This is a genomic window from Chitinophaga niabensis (genome assembly GCF_900129465.1).
GTDB classification, from domain to species: domain Bacteria; phylum Bacteroidota; class Bacteroidia; order Chitinophagales; family Chitinophagaceae; genus Chitinophaga; species Chitinophaga niabensis.
Window position 1 is genome coordinate 3,444,082 of the sequence record NZ_FSRA01000001.1, and the last position, 20,386, is coordinate 3,464,467.

The following is a 20,386-nucleotide window of genomic DNA, read 5'->3' on the forward strand; positions in this document are numbered from 1 at the left end:
TCAAGCATGCTGAAGCTAATTAGATGGATGATGCCATTGTTGATGACAGGTTTAGTGACAATGAAAGTATCTGCCCAGGACCCGGAAAAGAAAGCCGAGGTTAAAACGGCGGATACTACTATCAAGAAGATCATGGAAGATCTTCAAAGGGTAGCGGATAGTGACAAGCAGAATTCACAGGCCATTGAATCATTATCAAGGGGCCGGGAATTCGACAACATCACTAAGTACAACCTGGTCAAGAACAATCTCATCCAGGCCTCCGAAACCTACTATCTGTTGAACAAAAAGATCATTGACCTGAAATCCAGGACCACTACGAGTAACCTTGATGTGTTCATTACCTCCCTCAACAACCCGGAGAGTAAGGAATTGGGGTTCTCCCTGAGCGACCGCGTGGTGGAACTGGTGGAAAAGATCATCCTCAAGGGCAAATCTGACAAGAACGAAAGGAATACCAAACTGGTGGAATCCACCAAGTCCATTATCAACAGCCCGATCTTCAAAAGTTTTACTTCCCTTACCCCTCCCCTGGCCATTGCCAGCTCTGTGATGGGCTTCCTGCACAGCGTAAGCCAGAGCAATAAGGCTATCAATCATAAGCTGCTCCAGGAATTTGAGAAGGAACTGAACAAATACGTGATCTATTACACGGCACTGAATGATGCCAACCAGAAATTCGAATTCGGGTTGAACTTCAATAAGGACCAGCTTTCCCTGCTGCAGGATAATATGTACGATCACCTGGCCTTCACTGCCAGTGCGCTCAAAATGCCCCTGCCAGCCCGTGGTAATAAAACCATCGCGGAATCACTGAATGAATATTTCATTGACTTCAGGAAGGAAAAAGTGGTGGATTACTTCAACAAACTGGAAGAAAAATATACCAAAGGCAAAAAGATCGATTACGAAGCCCTGCTGAACGATAACATGAGCCTCAAAGAGGCCAACAACCAGCTGGAAGATCTCATTCTCCAAACTAAACGTTTCGAGAACCTTTATAATGAATATTTCAGCCTGCTGGATTCTTACTACACCAAGGTGAACCATTCCCTCCGCCTGGCACAGGATAATGCCCTGGCCGATAAAGGGATCGTAGAGACCAAACAGAATGAATTCCGCCAGTTAAAGAATGAAGCAGTACAGGAAATACAGTCTTCTATCAATATGCGGGAACTTACCATCAACGTAGAGAAGGTGAAATACCGTTACAGGATATTCTAAAAGTGGTTATATTCCATACAGGAAAGCGGATCGGAAACGGTCCGCTTTTTTTTAATCACATTTTACACACCCCGTTCTAACCAATCCCCTTTTAATACCTAATTTTGCCCCATTATGACTACAGTACAACTCGAATATGTAGTGGCCGTAGACACCTACCGGAGTTTTGTGACAGCGGCAGACAAGTGTTTTGTAACACAACCTACGCTCAGCATGCAGATCCAGAAACTGGAAGACGAACTGGGTGTGAAGATATTTGACCGGAGCAAACTACCTGTAGTACCTACAGAAATAGGCATGGCCGTTATAGCCCAGGGACGCGTAATATTAAAGGAAAGTGCCCGGATCAGGGAGATCATAGCAGATCAGAAGAAAGAGATCCAGGGCACGCTGAAAGTAGGCATTATTCCTACCCTGGCCCCCTATCTCCTGCCCCGCGTACTCACTTCCTTTATGAAGAAATACCCGAAAGTAAAACTGGAGGTATGGGAATATTCTACAGAACAGATCATCAGCTTACTGAAACAGGAGCAATTGGATTGCGGCCTCCTGGCCACACCGCTGCATAATCAGCACCTGGAAGAGCATCCTTTGTTCTACGAAACCTTTGTGGTGTTCACTGCTAAAAGCAATAAACTCTCGGATAAAAAGGTGATCCTCCCGGAAGACCTGGAAACGAAGGACATCTGGCTGCTCAACGAAGGGCACTGCATGCGCAACCAGGTACTCAATATCTGCCGGGATAAATTCAGCATGGGAGAGTTCAGGAACCTGGAATATAATACAGGCAGTGTGGAAACACTCAAACGAATGGTAGAACTGAATGAAGGATATACCATTCTGCCGGAACTATCGCTGCAGGACCTGTCTGCCAAACAAATGAACATGGTGCGCTTTTTTAAAGCCCCTGAGCCTGTTAGGGAGATCAGCCTGGTCACACATCGCTATTTTATTAAACAGGGGGTTATAGAGGCCTTTAAGAAGGAGATCCTGGCCAACGTGCCGGAGAAGATGAAGGTGAAGAAAACGAAGAAGGTAATAGATATTTTGATCGATAAGAAGTAAATGTCAGTTTCAGTTAATAAGTAATGGTCTGAATCGGATAAAGTGTTAGTGTTTTTTGCTTGGATCCCCAAGGGAATGAGATAGCTTTGTAATCTCCAATTAGTTGAATAAGGCGTAAAAGTTTGTTAACCTAAACATGCACAATGTATACTTATGAAAGTATTCATGAACCAAAGCAATTTACGTATGATGTAGCTCAAAGAGTAACTGAGCATTTAATCGAATATTATTTCATCAGCAAAGGAGAAAGAGATCTATTAAAAATGGTCCAGTATTCCTTTGTAGAAGACGTGAACGAGCGGAAACTCTACAATTTCGGATTTGGAGACTACAACTTCTGGAACGGTAGAATAGCAGACCATGTGATTTCAAACAACGGGGATACATACAAAGTATTCAATACTGTTCTCAGTACAGTTCCGGGCTTTTTTGAAATACAGAACAATGCTATCCTGCAGGTAAAAGGAAGTGATAGCAGTCCTGGATTTGCGGAGGCATGCCGCGTCAGTTGCAGAAAAAATTGCGCTGATTTCTGTAGTAATGCGGGTAGAAGAATAAATATCTATAGAGGATATGTAAACAAACATTACGATATACTCAGAAAGGACTATGCTATCTATGGGGAATTAGTCAGAACTGAAAATAAAATAATCATGATCGATTATACACCTGATCAACAACAGGAATCAATCTTTTTAACCAGGAATAAAAACCAATACAATATGAAAGCAGAAGAAAATCAAACACAGGAAGTGATGGAACCAACCTCTGAAGAAGAAATGTGGGCATTATTCTTCAAACAGAGAGAAGCAGCAAACTGGTCAGATCTCTTTGCCAGGCAAAATGCTGAAGCCAAGGCGTACATCAGGGGCATTCTCTATCCTGATGAACTGGAACCAGGCAGCAAATGATTAAACCATCAGATAATAAAAAAGGGGTAAAACCTTCGTTCTACCCCTTTTTTATTATCGTCCAATAAGTTTAGTTCTCCTTATTCTTCGCATCCGTGTAGTTGTTCTTCAACTTCGGATAAGATTGCAGGATCAGATCATTCATCACATTTACCGCTTCACTCAAATAAGCATCCTTCGTACGGGCCTTTAACCAGTCTTTGTTGCGCGCCAGCTTCACAGTATCCCCCGCAATCTTGCTGAGGTCTACTTTCAGGCTGTTGATGTTCAGGTCTTTCACCTTATCATTCACAGCATCATAACGTTTCAGCGCTGCAGCATTCTTCTTCTGGTCTGCCTTATAAGAAGCCAGGTCCAGCGGATAGGTCTTCTGCTCTTCCAGTTTCTTCAGCGTGGCAATGTTATCATTGATGATCTTGAAGGCTTCGTTGTTTGCCACACGTTTGGCACTGTTCTTTTTCAGTGTTTCCACATCCACAGGATCCTGCCATACGGTATAGTCTGCTTTAGGGATCACATCCCATTTCAGGGCATCTTCGTCTTTGCGCTCCCCTACTTCGTAGTATGGAGAAGGTAACACCACATCAGACTCAACACCTTTCAACTGTGTGGAACCACCATCTGCACGATAGAACTTCTGCACGGTAAGTTTGATAGCACCAAGGCTGCCACCCATATCCGTACGTACAAAGTTGTCCAGCTCCAGCAAACGTTGCACAGTACCTTTACCAAAGGTAGAAGGGCTACCAATGATCACTGCACGTTTGTAATCCTGCATAGCAGCTGCCATGATCTCTGAAGCGGAAGCGCTGAACTCGTTCACCATAATGGCAAGCGGGCCATCGTACTGTACGCTCTTATCACGATCTTTTTGTTGTTGTGTTTCACCGCCACGGGAACGTACCTGTACCATAGTACCTTCCGGTACAAACAGGCCGGCCATTTTGATCACATCAGGCAGGGAACCGCCGCCATTGAAACGGAGGTCCAGGATGATACCATCCACTTTTTCTGCTTTCAGTTTTTTGATCTCTTCAGCAACATCGTCGTAAGAGAAAGAACCCTGACGGTCGTTGAAGTCTGCATAGAATTCAGGCAGATAGATATAGCCGATCTTATGCTGGCCGGAGATAACAGCGGATTTTGCAAAAGTATCGTCCAGTTTGATCTCATCACGTACGAGGCTCACCACTTTGGTGGTACCATCCACACTCTTCACAGTTAAGCGTACTTCTGTTCCTTTGTTACCACGGATCAGGGTTACTGCTTCATCTACGGCAAAACCGCCGATATCAACAGGTTCCTGGCTTCCCTGTGCTACTTTCAGGATCACATCGTCTGCTTTCAGCTGCCCTTGCTTCCAGCTGGGGCTGCCAGTTACGATGCTTACGATCTTGATGCGGCCTTCATCTTCTCTCAGCTGTGCACCAATACCGAAGAATTTACCAGCCATCTGCTCCTGGAAAGCACGTTTCTCCACAGGAGGCATATAGTCTGTATGCGGGTCCATCGTTGTGGTGATGGCGTTCACATACATGGAGAAACGATCGTCTTCCTTCATGCGGTTCTTCATCCGGTCGAAATAGCGATCGTATACTTTTTTCACTTTGGCACGGGCTTCTGCTTCCAGTTCCGCATCCGTTTTACCGGTCTTTTCTTTATCACGCAGTTCTATCAGGTCCGCATATTTTTCCAGCGTACGTAATTTCAGCGATTTGCGCCAGGCTTCTGTGCGGGCTGCAGCATCTGCAGGCCAGTCCGTCGCATCCGGATCAATCACGATATTTTCCTGTTTGGAGAAGTCGAAAGGTTTATCCAGGATCACAGGATAAATAGCCGCAGCTTCTGTAACCCTTTGACGGATGATGTCGTTTGTTTTTTTGAACAGGTCCAGCGGAGCACCGTTCAGCTCATCATCCACATGTGTTTCCAGTGGCTTGAGTGCATCGATGTCACTCTTCATGAAAAATTTCTTCTCACTGTCCAGGCTCTTCATGTATTTCTTGAACACCTGTTTGGAGAAAGCGTCATCTATCGGTTTCGGCTGGTAATGCCCCTCTTTCAGGATCTGGCCTACGAGGGTCATAATAGCTTCATATCTTCCCGGCGGATCGTCTGTACCACCAATCTTTGCGAAGGCAAATATTCCTGCCGAGATGCTGATCAGCATGATCGGTACTATCACTTTCAATTTCATCTGATTCAATTACGAATTACCAATTACTTACGAATTTCGAATGGTTGTTCGGTTCGCGTTTCTACTCAAATATAAACTTATTCGCGCAGCCCATAAGGGGTGCAAGGTGTTTTAACAAAATATTACTATCCAAAAAGTTGTAAATATGATGCGTAAAACAATTACAAATTACCACTAATACGGCTCAATTCACCACTCGTAATTCGTAATAGATAATTCGTGGATCAAATTTACTTTACGAGTTTATAAACACCGGGCGTAACCACACCACCGCCACCTGGAATGGTAACAAGCATGTAGAGTTCACCTGCCTGATCCTGCCCCCAGCTCAGCAACTGTACGTTACCCTGTGGTTTGTTTTCAATTTCGAGGTCAGAACGCTCCCATTTGTTGCCTTTTTGGGACAGTATCCAGGTTTTACCATTATAATCCCCAAACACATATTTACCTGCTAATGCCGGGATAGCTTTACCACGGTAGATGTAACCACCGGCAATACTGATACCCAGGTCATGATCATATTCATGAATAGGCTCTATCAGGTCTTTCTTATCGGCACCTGCGGGAACATTGAAATCGTGGTATCCTTCCATGATGCGCCAGCCGTAGTTACCGCCTCTTACAATGATATCCACTTCCTCATACTTATTCTGCCCTACATCTCCTGCAAACAACCTGCCAGTAGGTTTATCAAATGAAAAACGCCAGGCGTTACGCAGGCCATATGCCCATATTTCGCCTTTTGCACCTTCTTTTCCCACAAAAGGATTGTCTTTAGGGATCCGGTAGGGGCTGCCATTCACATCTATGCGGAGTATTTTGCCCAGCAGAGTGCCCAGGTCCTGGCCATTCCCGATAGTACCGTGTTTATCGCCACCACCGCCACCATCGCCGGAAGAGATATAAAGATATCCATCGGCGCCGAACATGATGTCACCCCCATTATGGTTAGATTCCGGCTGATCGTATTCCAGTACCAGTCTTTTAGTACTGAAACTGGCCGTATTATCGGAAGATTTGGCTGCTTTGAATTCAGCAATAACGGTCTTGTGGTTCAGGCCTTTCCCGGGATTAGCCACCGGCGCGCTGTAATACAGGTAAAATTTGCCGTTGGACTTGTATTGCGGGTGGAAAGCCATACCCAGCAGGCCTCGTTCGTCGTAAGCCGGGTTTACTTTCACCATATCCGAACTTACATCAATAAAGGGGGTAGGGAGCAGTTTACCATTCTGTATTACCCATACTTTACCTTCTTTCTGCACAATGAACTGGCGGTTGGTACCATCTCCCGGAACAGCCATGGTTACGGGGGACGCTACTTTGTCTGTGATCAGTTGTAGTTTAACTTTCTGTGTTTGCGCATAGCCTTGCGAAAAGGGTAACAGGGCACCCAGCAATAATAAACGAACTAGCTTCATACGATTTGGAATTTTAAGGAGTTAAAAATAATCATCTGCTCCATACAAATGATAAAAAGTTGATTAGCGGGGATCGGTGATATGTTTTACTTTTGAACAGCCTTAAAAACTAACAGATTGGACGACGCTATAACTAACAGAAACGATCCGTATGCATCGTTACGATTCAGAGAATTCAAGTTCTTCCTTGTTATCCGTTTTGCACTGATCTTTGCGCTGGCCATGCAGTTCGCCATCATCGAATGGAAGGTGTACATACTTACGAACGACCCGCTGAACCTGGGCCTGATTGGCCTGGCGGAGTTTGTGCCGGCCTTTTGCCTGGCACTCTTTGCGGGCAATATTGTGGATAAAAAGGAAAAAAGAGGCATGGTGCTGAAATGCATTTTCGGCTACCTGTTCATTGGAACCGGCCTGTTCTTTCTCACCTGGGATTATGTGATGGCCAGCGTTCCCAAAAACATGGTCCTGGGCCTGATCTACTTCCTGGTTTTCTGCGGGGGTATTGTACGCGCCTTTACGAGTCCCTCCAATTTCACACTCCTTTCTGTACTGGTTCCCCGGGAATTATATGCCAATGCCACCACCTGGAGTACCTCTGCCTGGCAGATCGGTGCCATAGCGGGCCCTGCACTGGGAGGTCTCTGCATTGCCTGGCTGGGCGTCCACTGGTCTATGCTGCTGGTACTGGGTTTTGTGCTGGTGGCCCTCTTCTGTATCCTCCAGATCTCCCCTAAACCCATTTATTATAAAGAAATAGGTGAAACCGTGAAACAGCGGCTCACTTCCGGCCTCCGTTTCGTCTGGAAAACCAAGGTGCTGCTCAATGCCATGACCCTGGATATGTTTGCCGTACTGTTCGGCGGATCCGTGGCCATGATCACTATTTATGCCAACGACATCCTGCATGTGGGACCACAGGGCTTTGGTATGATGCGGGCCGCTCCTGCAGTAGGCTCATTTGTGATCCTTTTCACACTGGCCTACAAACCTATCGTTACCAGGCCGGGCATCAAACTGCTGGCTTCCGTTTTCGGTTTTGGGCTATGCATTATCGTATTCGGGCTGTCCAAAAACTTTGTATTATCTCTCGCTGCTTTGTTCATGAGCGGGATACTGGATGGGGTAAGCGTAATCATCCGCCAGACCATCCTGCAGCTGAAAACCCCGGATGATATGCGGGGCAGGGTGTCTTCTGTAAGTTCCATATTTGTAGGCTCATCCAACGAACTGGGCTCCTTTGAAAGCGGGGTGGCGGCTAAACTGATGGGCACGGTGACCTCTGTGGTATTTGGCGGATGCATGACCCTGGGGGTAGTGATCACCACTTATATCATTTCACCCGCCATGCGGAAACTGGAGCTGAAACCTTAGTTATTTCACGATCATTTTCAGCCTTTCCAGTACATAATATACGGCCGGGCAGATCACAGAATTGAGCATGGTGATATTGGGCCTTTTGAAGAATTCCTCGCTGTCCGTATAAGGATAATTGCGGCAGTCATTGGGCCTGAGATCATAGATGGTGCAATAGTTATCTGCGCCCAGGAAGGCACAGGGGCTTCTTTTCACCACATAATCCCCATCTTCATCCAATCTCAGATAGGTGTCGATAAAAACGGATTCCCTTAAACCCAAGTGTTTGGATACCCGCTTGATATCCGGTGTTTTAAACCTTGGGCTGATGGTTTTACAGCATCCGGCACATTGCAGGCAGTCAATCTTCGAAAAAGCTTCGTCATGAAGGTCCGGCAACTGGCGCAAAGTTTCCTTTCCCTTCTTGGTCTGCATCTTCAGCAACAGCTGTTTGTAAGATTTCTGATTTTCTTTCGATCTTTTCTCCCATTCGGAGAGTAACTCGGACATCCTGACGATTTTATGCAAAAGTAGATGAAAATTCCATGACAATTACAGCAGCATTTCAGCGGCTTATATCAGCGCATCTTCCCGCTCTTGCCAGCTGTTTGGCTGTTGCTTAAAAACATCATAGCTTTGCGCATTCTTTTCTTTAAATACCTGCTTACATTATGAATCTTTTGAATACGTTCAAGAATGAATTTATTGGTCGCCACATAGGCTCCAATGATGCAGAGACCACTGAAATGCTCAGCAAGATAGGCATCAGCACATTAGACGAATTGATCGACAAAACTGTACCAGCGGCCATCCGCATGAAAAGCGACCTGGATATTCCGGAAGCGATCAGCGAATTTGCCTACCTGAGCCAGCTGAAAGACATTTCCTTAAAGAATAAGGTATTTAAGAACTATATAGGACAGGGGTATTACGATACCATCACCCCCAGCGTGATCCTGCGTAATATTTTTGAGAACCCGGGATGGTATACCCAATATACGCCCTACCAGGCTGAGATCTCCCAGGGCCGCCTGGAGAGCCTGCTCAACTTCCAGACCATGGTGAGCGATCTTACAGATCTGCCTATCGCCAATGCCTCGCTGCTGGATGAAGCTACCGCAGCGGCAGAAGCGATGACCATGTTCTTCAACGCACTGAACAAAGACCATGATCACATTACCCGTGGTAAATTCTTTGTAGATAAACATGTATTCCCGCAAACCATAGATGTGGTGATCACCCGCGCCACACCATTGCAAATAGAAGTGGTGGTAGGTGATTTCGCTACTGCTGACATCAACGGAGATTACTTTGGTGCCCTGGTACAATACCCGAATGCAGAAGGTACTGTAGCAGATCACCGCCAGTTCATTGAAAAAGTACATGCTGCCGGTGCTTATGTAGCCATGGCAACAGACCTGCTGGCATTGACCCTGATCACCCCTCCCGGCGAACTGGGTGCTGATGCTGCTGTAGGCAGCGCACAACGTTTTGGTGTTCCTTTAGGATTCGGCGGCCCGCATGCTGCTTTCTTTGCTACCAAAGATGAATTCAAACGTGCTATTCCAGGCCGTATCATTGGTGTGAGCATAGATGCACAGAACCAGCGCGCTTTGCGCATGGCGCTGCAAACCCGCGAGCAACACATCAAACGTGAGAAAGCTACTTCCAATATCTGTACTGCACAAGCGTTACTGGCCAATATGGCTGCAATGTATGCCGTATATCACGGACCTAAAGGTCTCAGGAACATTGCTTTGAAAACTTCCCTGCTGACGGCTTCCCTGGCGGCCAAATTGCAGGCATCCGGGCTGAAACTCAGCAACGGCAGTCATTTCGATACCATTACCGTAGAAGTAACAGATGCAGCCGCTACTTTATCCAAAGCACAGGCAGCCGGCATCAACTTCCGCGCTATCAATAATACCCAGGTAGGTATCTCCCTGGACGAAACTACTGATGTAGAAGAAGTGAATGCTATCCTCGCTGTATTCGGCGCAGGTAAAGTAACCGAAGCAGAAGTGGAAAAAGCTGCTACCGGCATTCCTGCTTCCCAGCAACGTACTTCCAGCTATTTGCTGCACCCGGTGTTCAACACCCACCACAGCGAAACAGAAATGATGCGTTACATCAAATCTCTCGAGAACAAAGACCTTTCGCTGAACACCTCCATGATCTCCCTTGGGTCCTGCACCATGAAGCTGAATGCTGCTTCAGAAATGATCCCCCTGAGCTGGAACCACTGGAGCAAAATGCACCCCTTTGCACCTATTGCACAAGTGGGCGGCTACCAGCAGATCGTAAAAGAACTGAGCGATTATCTCTGCAAGATCACTGCTTTTGATGCCTGCAGCCTGCAACCGAACTCCGGTGCGCAAGGTGAATACGCCGGCCTGCTCACTATCAAAGGATACCACGAAAGCCGTGGCGATGCACACAGGAACGTGATCCTCATCCCTATCTCTGCACACGGCACTAACCCTGCCAGCGCAGTAATGGTAGGTTATAAGGTAGTGATCGTGAAAGCCCTGGAGAACGGATACATTGATGTAACTGACCTGAAAGCAAAAGCAGAACAACATAAAGATAACCTGGCCGGTGTGATGATCACCTACCCTTCCACCTATGGTGTATACGAAGAAAGCGTAAAAGACATCTGCCAGATCATTCATGATAACGGTGGCCAGGTTTACATGGACGGCGCCAACATGAATGCACAGGTAGGCCTTACCGCTCCCGGTCTTATCGGTGCGGATGTTTGCCACCTGAACCTGCATAAAACATTCGCGATCCCGCACGGTGGTGGTGGTCCCGGCATGGGTCCCATCTGCGTGGCTAAACACCTGGCACCTTTCCTGCCTTCCCACGTAAGCCTCCAGGCTACCAACAATGGCAGCAAACAGGCACATGCGGTATCGGCAGCTCCTTATGGCTCTGCCAGCATCCTGCTGATCTCTTACGCTTATATCCGGATGCTGGGCCGTACCGGTGTTCGCAAGGCTACTGAATACGCTATCCTGAATGCTAACTACATGAAGGCAAGACTGGAAAAAGATTACGAGGTGTTATACACTGGCGTAAGCGGAACCTGTGCACATGAGTTCATCGTAGACCTCCGTCCGTTTAAAACTACGGCGGGTGTTGAAGCGGAAGATGTGGCAAAACGTTTGATGGACTATGGTTTCCATGCTCCTACCATGAGCTTCCCGGTAGCGGGCACCATCATGATCGAGCCCACAGAAAGTGAGGATAAAGCAGAACTGGACCGTTTCTGTGATGCGCTTTTAGCCATCCGCGCAGAGATCCGTGCGATAGAAGAAGGTAAAGCAGATAAAGCCAATAACATCCTGAAGAATGCTCCGCATACCCAGGCTGTGATCACAGCGGATGAATGGGCATTGCCTTACACCCGTCAGCAGGCAGCTTTCCCATTGGAGTATGTTAAACAGAATAAATTCTGGCCTTCAGTTAGCCGGATCAACAATACATTCGGAGATCGTAACCTGATCTGCACCTGCGAACCGGCCAGCGCCTACGCAGAAGCATAATACGTTCAATATCAATGAAAAAGGGGTTGTTCCAATGCGGAACAGCCCCTTTTTTTTGTGTTCGAGGCTCAATATTCCTATATCCCTATATCGCTGAAAGCGCATTCCTATAGCATTCTTATAGCATTCCTATATCGTTTGGATATACCTATGTGCCTACAATGATATAGGAATGCTATAGGAGCGATATAGGAATGTTATAGGAATAAGCAGGGAAAGTACCGCTGTTCACCCCGCATGGCAACTACTCAGGACCTGCTAAGTTTCCCCTTCTACCCCTCCTTTTCACCCGCTCATCCATGTTTTAACTATTTGATTCGTTTTTCTACGAAATGTTCGTATTTTAGTTTTCTAATTTAATCCACCAGATGTTACGAAGTTTACTCGCCTCCATTTTACTCATGTGCAGCCTCTATTCCGTTGCACAACAAAAATCAACGCTACGGGGAACTGTAGCAGACTCTACGAATAAAGAATTACTGGAAATGGCGTCTGTAAGCGTCCAGGACCCAAAGGACAGCAGCCTGATCACCTATACCCTGACAGATAAAAAGGGAGCCTTTGTACTAAACGGCCTGCCGGAGAATAAAGCAGTACGTCTCCTGATCTCTTATACCGGTTACAGAACTTATGCCCGCATCTTACCAGCAGACAGAACTACCGATCTTGGTCAGATATTCCTCCCCCTTGCCACCCGCGACCTGAACACCGTGGTGATAGAAGGAGACCGTCCGCCGGTAGCTATCCGCGCAGATACCATTGAGTTCAATGCGGCGGCTTTTAAAACCCGTCCTAACGCTGTTGTGGAAGACCTCCTGAAGAAACTGCCCGGTGTGGATATAGATGAAGAAGGTGGTATTACCGTGAATGGGAAAAAAGTAAGCCGCATCTTAGTAGATGGCCGGGAGTTCTTCGCCAATGATCCTAAGCTGGCTACCAAAAACCTGCCCTCCAATATTGTTGATAAAGTGCAGGTGATGGACACCAAAACCAAACAGGAAGCAAAAATGGGTGTTCAGAAAGATGGAGAAGACAGGACCATTAACCTCACCCTGAAACCAGATAAGAAAAAAGGACTGTTCGGCCGCCTCTCTGCTGGGTATGGTACAGATGAACGTTTTGAAGCCAGCGGTATGGTGAACTATTTCAACGGCCCAAAGCAGATCAGCGCACTGGGCTCTTCCAATAACCTGAACAAGATCGGGTTTTCACAGGGAGAGATGATGGCTGTAGCGGAGAGAAAAGGAGGCACTTCTGTTATGGTATCCGGTGGTGGGATAGAAGTGAATGGCATTTCTTTCGGTGGCGGAGGAGAAGGTATCCGCACGGCTTCCACGCTGGGTTATAACTTTAACGACAGATGGAATGATAAAGCCAATGTGAATAACAGTTATTTCTTCAACAATACCAATGCGCGTAATTATTCCATCAGTAACCGTCAGCGGCTCATTGATAATTATAATATCTATGGCATCAAAGATGGTTATGGACGTAACTCCAATCACCGCGTGAATTTCAGCGTTGATATTGAACTGGACTCTGTAACACAGTTAAGCATCCGTCCCAGCTTTGATTATACAAAGCAAAGCGCAAACAATAATACTGATGAAACAACCCGGGATGAGAACAATGCGCTGGTGAACACTAACAAAACAACCAACCGCTCTTTAAGCAACCGCTATAACTTCCAGAACAATATCGACTTCACGCGCCAATTGAAAAAGAAAGGCAGAAGTATCGGTTTTAATTTCTCCAACACTTATAATACACAGGAAGGTAACGCGTATATTAAATCCGATCGTGATTTCTATGAGAACGAACTGGTAGATTCTACGGCTAATACGAATCAACGGACTGTTTCAGATAACAAGAATGAAAACTACAGGTTACAGCTTTCCTTTAATGAACCGCTATCAGCTGCATGGAAGTTAAATGTCTCTTATGCATGGAACTATAACCTGAGTAAATCCAACCGCAGAACATATAACTATAATGAAGGAGCGAAAGATTATACAGAGCTGGACAGCCTGTTCACCAACCAGTTCAGAACACTTAACACCAGCCAGCAACCACAACTATCTTTTGTTTACGCCAGCAAAGATAAAAAGTGGAATGCGAACCTGGGCGGTACGGTATACCTGAATGTGCTGGATAATTATTCTTATACAGACAATACTACTTTACGGCAATACCAGACTAACCTCTCCCCTAATTCCCGTATCTCCTATCGTTTCAAGAACAATGGCAACCTGTCTTTAAACTACAATGGTTATATGCAGCAACCTAGTGTTGATCAGTTGCAGCCTGTGCGGGATAATGCGAATACCCTTAACATCAGGGTAGGTAACCCTGACCTGAAACCATCCTTCTCACAGAGCATCCGTTTTGGCTATGACCGTTTTTCTCCAACAGGGTTCGGGATCTTTTCCGGGATCGGCATCACGCCGGTACTTAACCGCTTCTCTACTGCCACGCGTATATTGAGTGGCGGTGGCCAGGAAACAAAAGCCATTAATGTGGATGGTACTTACAGCATCAATGCGAACATAAACGTGAGCAAGAATAAAAAGGCCAAAGATTATCAATGGCGCATCAATGGTGGATTCTTTGGAAATGGCTCAAAGAACATCAACTTCTCTACACTCGGTAATCCCAAAGGTGATACCGTATTGCGTGCTAATTCTACTATGAACTGGTCGCTGTCCCCAATGCTGAATTTCTCCTATTCTTATAAGGAGTTACTTGATATAACAATGATGTACCGCCCCAGTTTTAATGCGGTGAAATATTCCGTAACACCGCCGAATAGCCAGAACAGCTATTATACACATCGTGCCAATGTAGGCGCTACACTATACTGGCCTTATAATTTCTCCCTGGAGAATGATGTGAACTATACTTATAACAGCCGCACTTCTCCGGGTTTCCGCAAAGGTGTGGTATTATGGAATATGGGCCTGGCATATGATTTCTTCAAGGATAAAAGCGCACAGGTGAAAGTAAGTGCTTATGACCTGTTAAGACAGAATACAAGCGTAAGGCGGATGCAATCTGATTATTATATTGACGATTACCAGACGAATATCGTGGAACAATATTTCATGCTCACGTTCTCTTATAATATCAGCAAGTTTGGAGCGAAACCTAAAACCTCTAACCGCAGGGGACAAGGTGGCGGATTCATGATCTGGTAAATTAAAAAGCCTCCGGGATGCCGGGTTTTTTTTAATTATCGGGTTTGAATGATCTGATAGTACATTGGCCACTACAGGATCCAGTGTGCCCAGGTAATCTTTTAGTGCCTCTTCTTTATCTTTATTTACCTTAAAAAGATCAAAGAGTGGAGATTTAGGAGCATTGGGGGAAATGTTTACAAACTTTATTGATCCATCTGCACTATTGAAGTGGATCTCCATGTCTGATTCTTTACCTGAGAGGATGAAAACATGTTTTGCTGTCCACTTTCCAACAGAGAAAAGATTCCCGAATATGCTACGGGTACCCATACCTTCATAGATCAGATGCCTGGATCTCAGGATGCTATTGTAATATATATCAAGATAAACATCGAACTGCTTCATTTTAGGATTTGCCATTACTTTTGCCGTCCAATTACGATCCTTCTTACTGGTGAATTGCCTGCATTCAATCCAGAAATTGAAATTTTCCTGCAATATTTCTTCTTTAATGCTGTCCAACCAGGCCTTGTCCAGCTTACCCTTTTTCTCCGCCAGCAAGATCAATCCGGTATGGATCATCTCAATGATCGTTTTTTGTATGGTAGTATCATCCTGCAACATGATATCATCCTGGATTTCACAACAGACATTTACGCCAATCTGCTTATTCCATAAAGGAAAAACTTCGTCTGGCCCTCTTTCAACAGGAAAATGCCCAATAAAGATGTAACTATGACCTTTTACCTTGTCCCTAAGGAATATATCTGTGTACATAAGCGTAACGGCAGCGGCACATCCTGTTAATTCCGGTATTACGCGCGAAGAGAAAGAAATCATAATATTTATCTTTAACTGGTAAGCTCAATCAGTTCGGGAGGTGGCCCCCATTTCTTAATCGTGATATCTTTCAGCAATGGATAGGCAGAACTGCTGCCGCCGATATCTCCTGTTGTTATTGCCATTACAACACTGCTGATCCGGGTATGCCGGATCACATAGGAACACATGATGCAGGGTTCATGCGTAGTGTACATGGTGCAGGCGGAAAGGTCCTGGCTGCTCAGCTTTTCTGTTGCCTGCCTTATGGCTTCGATCTCTGCGTGGTAAGTGATATCCCGGTGGGTTTTGCCACCTTCTATCCCTTCGGCAATGATCTGCCCATCCAGCACAAGAACGGAGCCTACCGGGCTGTCTCCCCGTTGCCTGGCTATTTCTGCAAGTTCCATGCATCTGCGCATGAAGATGGAATGTTCGTTCATCCTGCTAATTGTTCTTAAAAAAGCGTAAATTAAGCATCTAAGCTGTGAACATGAAACATTCACTCTTCTTCCTTGCACTCCCCCTCCTGCTACTGGGTATTTCCCTGTTCGGAACAAAACATGCCCCGCCGCTGCCAAAGAGCAACAGTATTGGCTGTGCCCCTCCCCCCAGGGAAAACTTCGACACTGCTGCCAATGGAAAATTCATTACATCACTTCCCGGCTGGGGACAGTATACCTACCGTATTTCCACGGATAACGACAGTGCACAGTATTATTTTAACCAGGGGCTGAACATGTATTACAGCTATCACCTGCGGGAAGCTACTGCCTCTTTTAAGGAAGCAGCGCGCTTTGATCCAACCTGTGCTATGGCATACTGGGGACAGGCCCTGTCCCTTGGGCCAGGTTATAATTTTGCGCATACTTATTCCATGCCTAAGAGTGTGCCGGCTGTGTTGCAATTAATGAATCAAAACATTGAGCACGCATCCGATAAAGAGAAACAACTGATCGCCGTGATGAACCGCCGTTATGATGAAACAAAACATTTAAATATTCCCTATGCCATTGGCATGAAGGAACTCATGACCCGATACCCGCAAGATCAGGATATAAAAGCATTATACATAGATGCCATCATGCTCCTGCATCCCTGGGATTTCTGGTTCAATGACGGCCGTCCGAAGGAATGGACGCCGGAGGTTATACACCTCTGTAAATCGCTGTTAAAAGCATCTCCTGAACATCCGGGCGCTTTGCACTATTACATCCATCTTACGGAAGCTTCCCGCCATCCGGAAGTAGCACTGCCTAATGCGGAAGCATTAAAGCAACTTTTACCGGGTGTAGCGCATATGGTGCATATGTCCAGTCATGAGTATGAAAGAAATGGTTTGTATGCACAGGGGGTGGAAGCCAATGATCTGGCAGATAAAAATCTTGTACACTATGACTCTCTTGCGGATAATCTTTCCCTTGCCAGTCATTCTTCTCATTACTTTGCTGTGCAAACCTTCTGTGCATTAAGCGGCGGCATGTATACCACTGCTAAACGTACTGCGCAGGAATGCCGGAATAGTGCATCACCTGCGCCTTCATCTACATACGATCAATACCTGTACATGATGCCTGAACTGATGCTGGTGCGGTTAGGCAAATGGGAAGAAATATTAAAGGACGATCTGCGGCCGGAAAATAGCTGGCCTTATGCATCGCTCCTGCATAATTTTGCGAGAGGGCTTGCATTTGTTTATACCGGAAAAACGGATTCAGCCCGGCAGCAATTGCTGCAATTACAAGAGAAAGCAAAAGATCCGGTATTAAAGGTGAGGCGTGTACCATTCAATTCAACCCTGCAGGGAGCCGGTATAGCGGAAGCCATTCTGCACGCAGCTATACTTTTTGCGAAGCAGGAAAATAATGCTGCTATCAGCAGTCTCACGGATGCAATCAGGATAGAAGACAGTCTTGTTTATACAGAGCCAAAAGACTGGATGATCCCTGCCCGTCAATTTTTAGGCGCTTATCTTTTACAACTGGGTAAACCTGCCATGGCAGAAAAAATATACAGGGAAGACCTGGTGTGGAACCCTGGGAACGGCTGGTCTTTACTGGGCCTATGTCAAAGCCTTGAAGCACAGCACAAAAAGAAAAACCTGGCGGCATACCGTGCTAAATATCAACAGGCTTTTTCGCATGCTGATGAAATACCGCCAGGCTCTGTTTATCTGCGTTAAAAATATCGCTCCTTCAATACATTCTGGTGATGTAATGCATGACCAACGGTAATGAACCCTAAGCTCCGTACCGTGATATCCACACCACTGGCTTGTCCGTAACGGCCCATTTCTTCTTCATTCAAAGAACGGAAAAAGTATTCGCTGGCCTTGCGCACCAAACGGAATTCATCCAGCATATCCGCCCAGTTCAGGTGATCTACCCGTGCAACATCTGCGTAATCATTCTCTTCGAAGCTGGCCAGCGGTGTAGCATCCTTACGTGCAAAACGAAGGGCGCGGTATACAAAGATGCGCTCTGCATCAATGAGATGCTGCAACACTTGTTTCACCGTCCATTTACCGGGTGCATAGGCATAGTTCAGTTTAGCTTCCGGGATATTCTGCAGGAACTGCAGTGTGCCGGCAGTTTGGTTACTAAAAGCTATAGAGAGATCGTCTTCAGGAACCAGGCTGATGTAGCCGTGATAGTATTTACCATATTCCTGGGGCAATGGTCTGGGCATATAGTTCTGTGTTTAAATTTTAATTGAAGATATCACTTATATTTAAGGTGCGAAAAACTTACCTGCACAATGAGAACAACATCTATCCTGCTATTAACCCTCTTCCTTTATTTCACTGCTGCGGCACAGGTGAATGAAGATTCCCTATGGATCAGGCAAAATTATGTAAAGAAGGAAGTAACCATTCCCATGCGCGACGGCGTGAAACTATTCACGGCTGTTTTCATGCCCAAAAGCGGTGCTGAAAAACATCCTATCCTTATGAGCCGCACACCGTATTCCTGCGCACCTTATGGAGAACAAAACTTTCCACCCTTTTACCTCCGTTATCACAATCATTATTTCCGTGAAGGTTATATCATCGTTATACAGGATGTACGTGGCCGCTGGATGAGTGAAGGAGAATTTGTGGATGTGCGCCCGTTCAATCCCAATAAGAAAACAAATAAAGATATTGATGAAGCCAGCGATACTTATGATACCATCGACTGGCTGGTGAAGAACATCGAAAACAATAATGGTAATGTGGGTGTGTTCGGTATTTCTTACCCGGGGTTCTATTCCACCATGGCATCTCTCAGCGGGCATACCGCGTTGAAGGCCGTAAGCCCGCAGGCACCTGTTACTGATTGGTTTGCAGGAGATGATTTCCATCACAACGGTGCCTTCTTCCTGAACGATGCATTCTCATTTTATTCCGGCTTTGGAAAACCACGGCCGAAGCCGACAACTGTTGGGCCTACGGAATTTCCCTATCCTACGCACGATAATTACAAATTTTATCTCGAAGCAGGTTCCTTAAAGAACATTGCCAAAATGATGGGAGACAGCATTAAATTCTGGAAGGACCTGTATGCACATCCCACTTACGATGCCTTCTGGAAAGCCCGTAACGTGCGCAACTTTTTGAAAGATGTAAAGCCAGCCATGCTGATAGTAGGCGGTACTTTTGATGCGGAGGACCTGTTCGGTGCATGGAACACTTACAGGGCTATTGAAACACAAAGCAAGAACACCAATAACCGGGTAGTAATGGGTCCGTGGTATCATGGCCAATGGTCTGCCAATGATGGCAGTTATATGGGGAACGTGCGCTTTGGCAGCAACACCTCCGCATGGTACCAGGAAAATATCGAAACACCATTCTTTGATCATTACCTTAAGGGAAAGACCGAAGCACCGAATATCAAAGAAGCCACCATATTCTTCACAGGAGAAAACAACTGGAGAGAATTACCAGCCTGGCCGCCGGCAGAAATGCAGATGACACCTATCTATCTGCAAGCTAAAGGAGGGCTTGGTTTCAGCCTGCCTGCCGTGACTGAAAGTTCCAGCACTTATACAAGTGATCCTTCCAAACCGGTTCCTTACACGGAAGATGTGCATTTCAACAGAACGATCAGCTATATGGATGATGATCAGCGTTTTGCTGCCAGAAGGCCGGATGTGCTCGTATTCCAGACAGATACTTTAACAGCAGACCTCACATTGGGAGGCCCTGTTGTAGCAGATCTGCTGGTAAGCATCAACACTACGGATGCAGATTTTGTGGTGAAAGTGATAGATGTTTTCCCGGATAATTTCAGTTATGGTGATGCTCCGGCTTCCACAACTCACGCAAGATATGTATCTTCAACCTATCCAATGGGCGGTTACCAAATGCTTGTGCGTGGAGAAGTAATGCGCGGTAAATTCCGTAACAGCCTTGAAACCCCGGTTCCTTTTAAACCCAATGAGCCCACTACCGTTAAGTTCACCTTACCAGACGTGGCACATACTTTCCAAAAAGGTCACCGGCTGATGATACAGATACAAAGTTCCTGGTTCCCTTTAGTTGACAGGAATCCGCAACAATTCACCGATATTTATCGTGCTGAGGACAAGGATTTTATCAAATCGGACATTACTATTTATCACAGTAATAAACGGCCGTCGAAGATCATATTGCCGGTCATTAAAAAATAGCGATACCATTCACCACGTT

13 protein-coding genes are annotated in these 20,386 nt (G+C 45.9%); 8 read left to right on the forward strand and 5 right to left on the reverse strand.

Annotation, left to right across the window (positions count from 1 at the left end):
* Positions 1 to 6 precede the first annotated feature (6 nt).
* The 3 genes from BUR42_RS13600 to BUR42_RS13610 all read left to right on the forward strand — a co-directional run bounded on the left by BUR42_RS13600 (position 7) and on the right by BUR42_RS13610 (position 3,200).
* Entirely contained in the window at positions 7 to 1,224 is a 1,218-nt protein-coding gene (locus tag BUR42_RS13600) for a hypothetical protein (RefSeq protein WP_143197442.1), read from the forward strand.
* A 114-nt stretch (positions 1,225 to 1,338) separates the two neighbouring features.
* Positions 1,339 to 2,289 carry a hydrogen peroxide-inducible genes activator gene (locus BUR42_RS13605; RefSeq protein ID WP_074239751.1) on the forward strand — a complete coding sequence of 317 codons (951 nt, stop codon included), beginning with the start codon at positions 1,339 to 1,341 and terminating at the stop codon, positions 2,287 to 2,289.
* Positions 2,290 to 2,432: 143 nt separating this feature from the next.
* Positions 2,433 to 3,200, forward strand: coding sequence for a DUF6934 family protein (locus BUR42_RS13610; RefSeq protein WP_074239752.1), 768 nt, complete (start codon positions 2,433 to 2,435; stop codon positions 3,198 to 3,200).
* A 70-nt stretch (positions 3,201 to 3,270) separates the two neighbouring features.
* On the opposite strand, the gene BUR42_RS13615 is transcribed toward BUR42_RS13610, so the two are convergent.
* Both BUR42_RS13615 and BUR42_RS13620 read right to left on the reverse strand, forming a co-directional pair.
* Complete coding sequence (locus BUR42_RS13615) at positions 3,271 to 5,397, reverse strand: carboxy terminal-processing peptidase (protein WP_074239753.1); 2,127 nt, start codon at positions 5,395 to 5,397, stop codon at positions 3,271 to 3,273.
* Positions 5,398 to 5,627: 230 nt separating this feature from the next.
* Positions 5,628 to 6,815, reverse strand: a complete 1,188-nt coding sequence (locus tag BUR42_RS13620) for a PQQ-dependent sugar dehydrogenase (protein ID WP_074239754.1) — start codon at positions 6,813 to 6,815, stop codon at positions 5,628 to 5,630.
* 117 nt (positions 6,816 to 6,932) lie between these two features.
* On the opposite strand from BUR42_RS13620, the gene BUR42_RS13625 reads away from it, so the two are divergent.
* The gene (locus BUR42_RS13625; protein WP_074239755.1) at positions 6,933 to 8,189 is read left to right on the forward strand and encodes an MFS transporter; all 1,257 of its coding nucleotides are present in this window, start codon (positions 6,933 to 6,935) and stop codon (positions 8,187 to 8,189) included.
* Here the strand turns inward: BUR42_RS13625 and BUR42_RS13630 are convergent, their stop codons facing one another.
* The gene (locus tag BUR42_RS13630) at positions 8,190 to 8,681 is read right to left on the reverse strand and encodes a YkgJ family cysteine cluster protein (RefSeq protein WP_074239756.1); all 492 of its coding nucleotides are present in this window, start codon (positions 8,679 to 8,681) and stop codon (positions 8,190 to 8,192) included.
* A gap of 161 nt (positions 8,682 to 8,842) precedes the next feature.
* Between BUR42_RS13630 and gcvP the strand changes: the two genes are divergently transcribed.
* Both gcvP and BUR42_RS13640 read left to right on the forward strand, forming a co-directional pair.
* Entirely contained in the window at positions 8,843 to 11,719 is a 2,877-nt protein-coding gene (gcvP, locus tag BUR42_RS13635; RefSeq protein ID WP_074239757.1) for an aminomethyl-transferring glycine dehydrogenase, read from the forward strand.
* Positions 11,720 to 12,087: 368 nt separating this feature from the next.
* The gene (locus BUR42_RS13640; RefSeq protein WP_084185557.1) at positions 12,088 to 14,913 is read left to right on the forward strand and encodes an outer membrane beta-barrel protein; all 2,826 of its coding nucleotides are present in this window, start codon (positions 12,088 to 12,090) and stop codon (positions 14,911 to 14,913) included.
* Positions 14,914 to 15,746: 833 nt separating this feature from the next.
* Here the strand turns inward: BUR42_RS13640 and BUR42_RS13650 are convergent.
* On the reverse strand, positions 15,747 to 16,157 hold the full coding sequence (locus BUR42_RS13650) for a nucleoside deaminase (protein WP_074239760.1): 411 nt from the start codon (positions 16,155 to 16,157) through the stop codon (positions 15,747 to 15,749).
* Between the two features lie 50 nt (positions 16,158 to 16,207).
* On the opposite strand from BUR42_RS13650, the gene BUR42_RS13655 reads away from it, so the two are divergent.
* Positions 16,208 to 17,896 (forward strand): tetratricopeptide repeat protein, encoded by a 1,689-nt coding sequence (locus BUR42_RS13655; protein ID WP_074239761.1) that lies wholly within the window; start codon positions 16,208 to 16,210, stop codon positions 17,894 to 17,896.
* Here the strand turns inward: BUR42_RS13655 and BUR42_RS13660 are convergent.
* Positions 17,893 to 18,402: a DinB family protein gene (locus BUR42_RS13660; RefSeq protein ID WP_074239762.1), complete on the reverse strand. Its 510-nt coding sequence runs from the start codon at positions 18,400 to 18,402 to the stop codon at positions 17,893 to 17,895. The genes BUR42_RS13655 and BUR42_RS13660 overlap by 4 nt on opposite strands.
* Positions 18,403 to 18,471: 69 nt before the next feature.
* Here BUR42_RS13660 and BUR42_RS13665 point away from each other — a divergent pair, with 69 nt between their 5' ends.
* A complete protein-coding gene (locus BUR42_RS13665) occupies positions 18,472 to 20,367 on the forward strand; it encodes a CocE/NonD family hydrolase (protein WP_074239763.1) in 1,896 nt (631 codons plus the stop codon).
* Positions 20,368 to 20,386 lie beyond the last annotated feature (19 nt).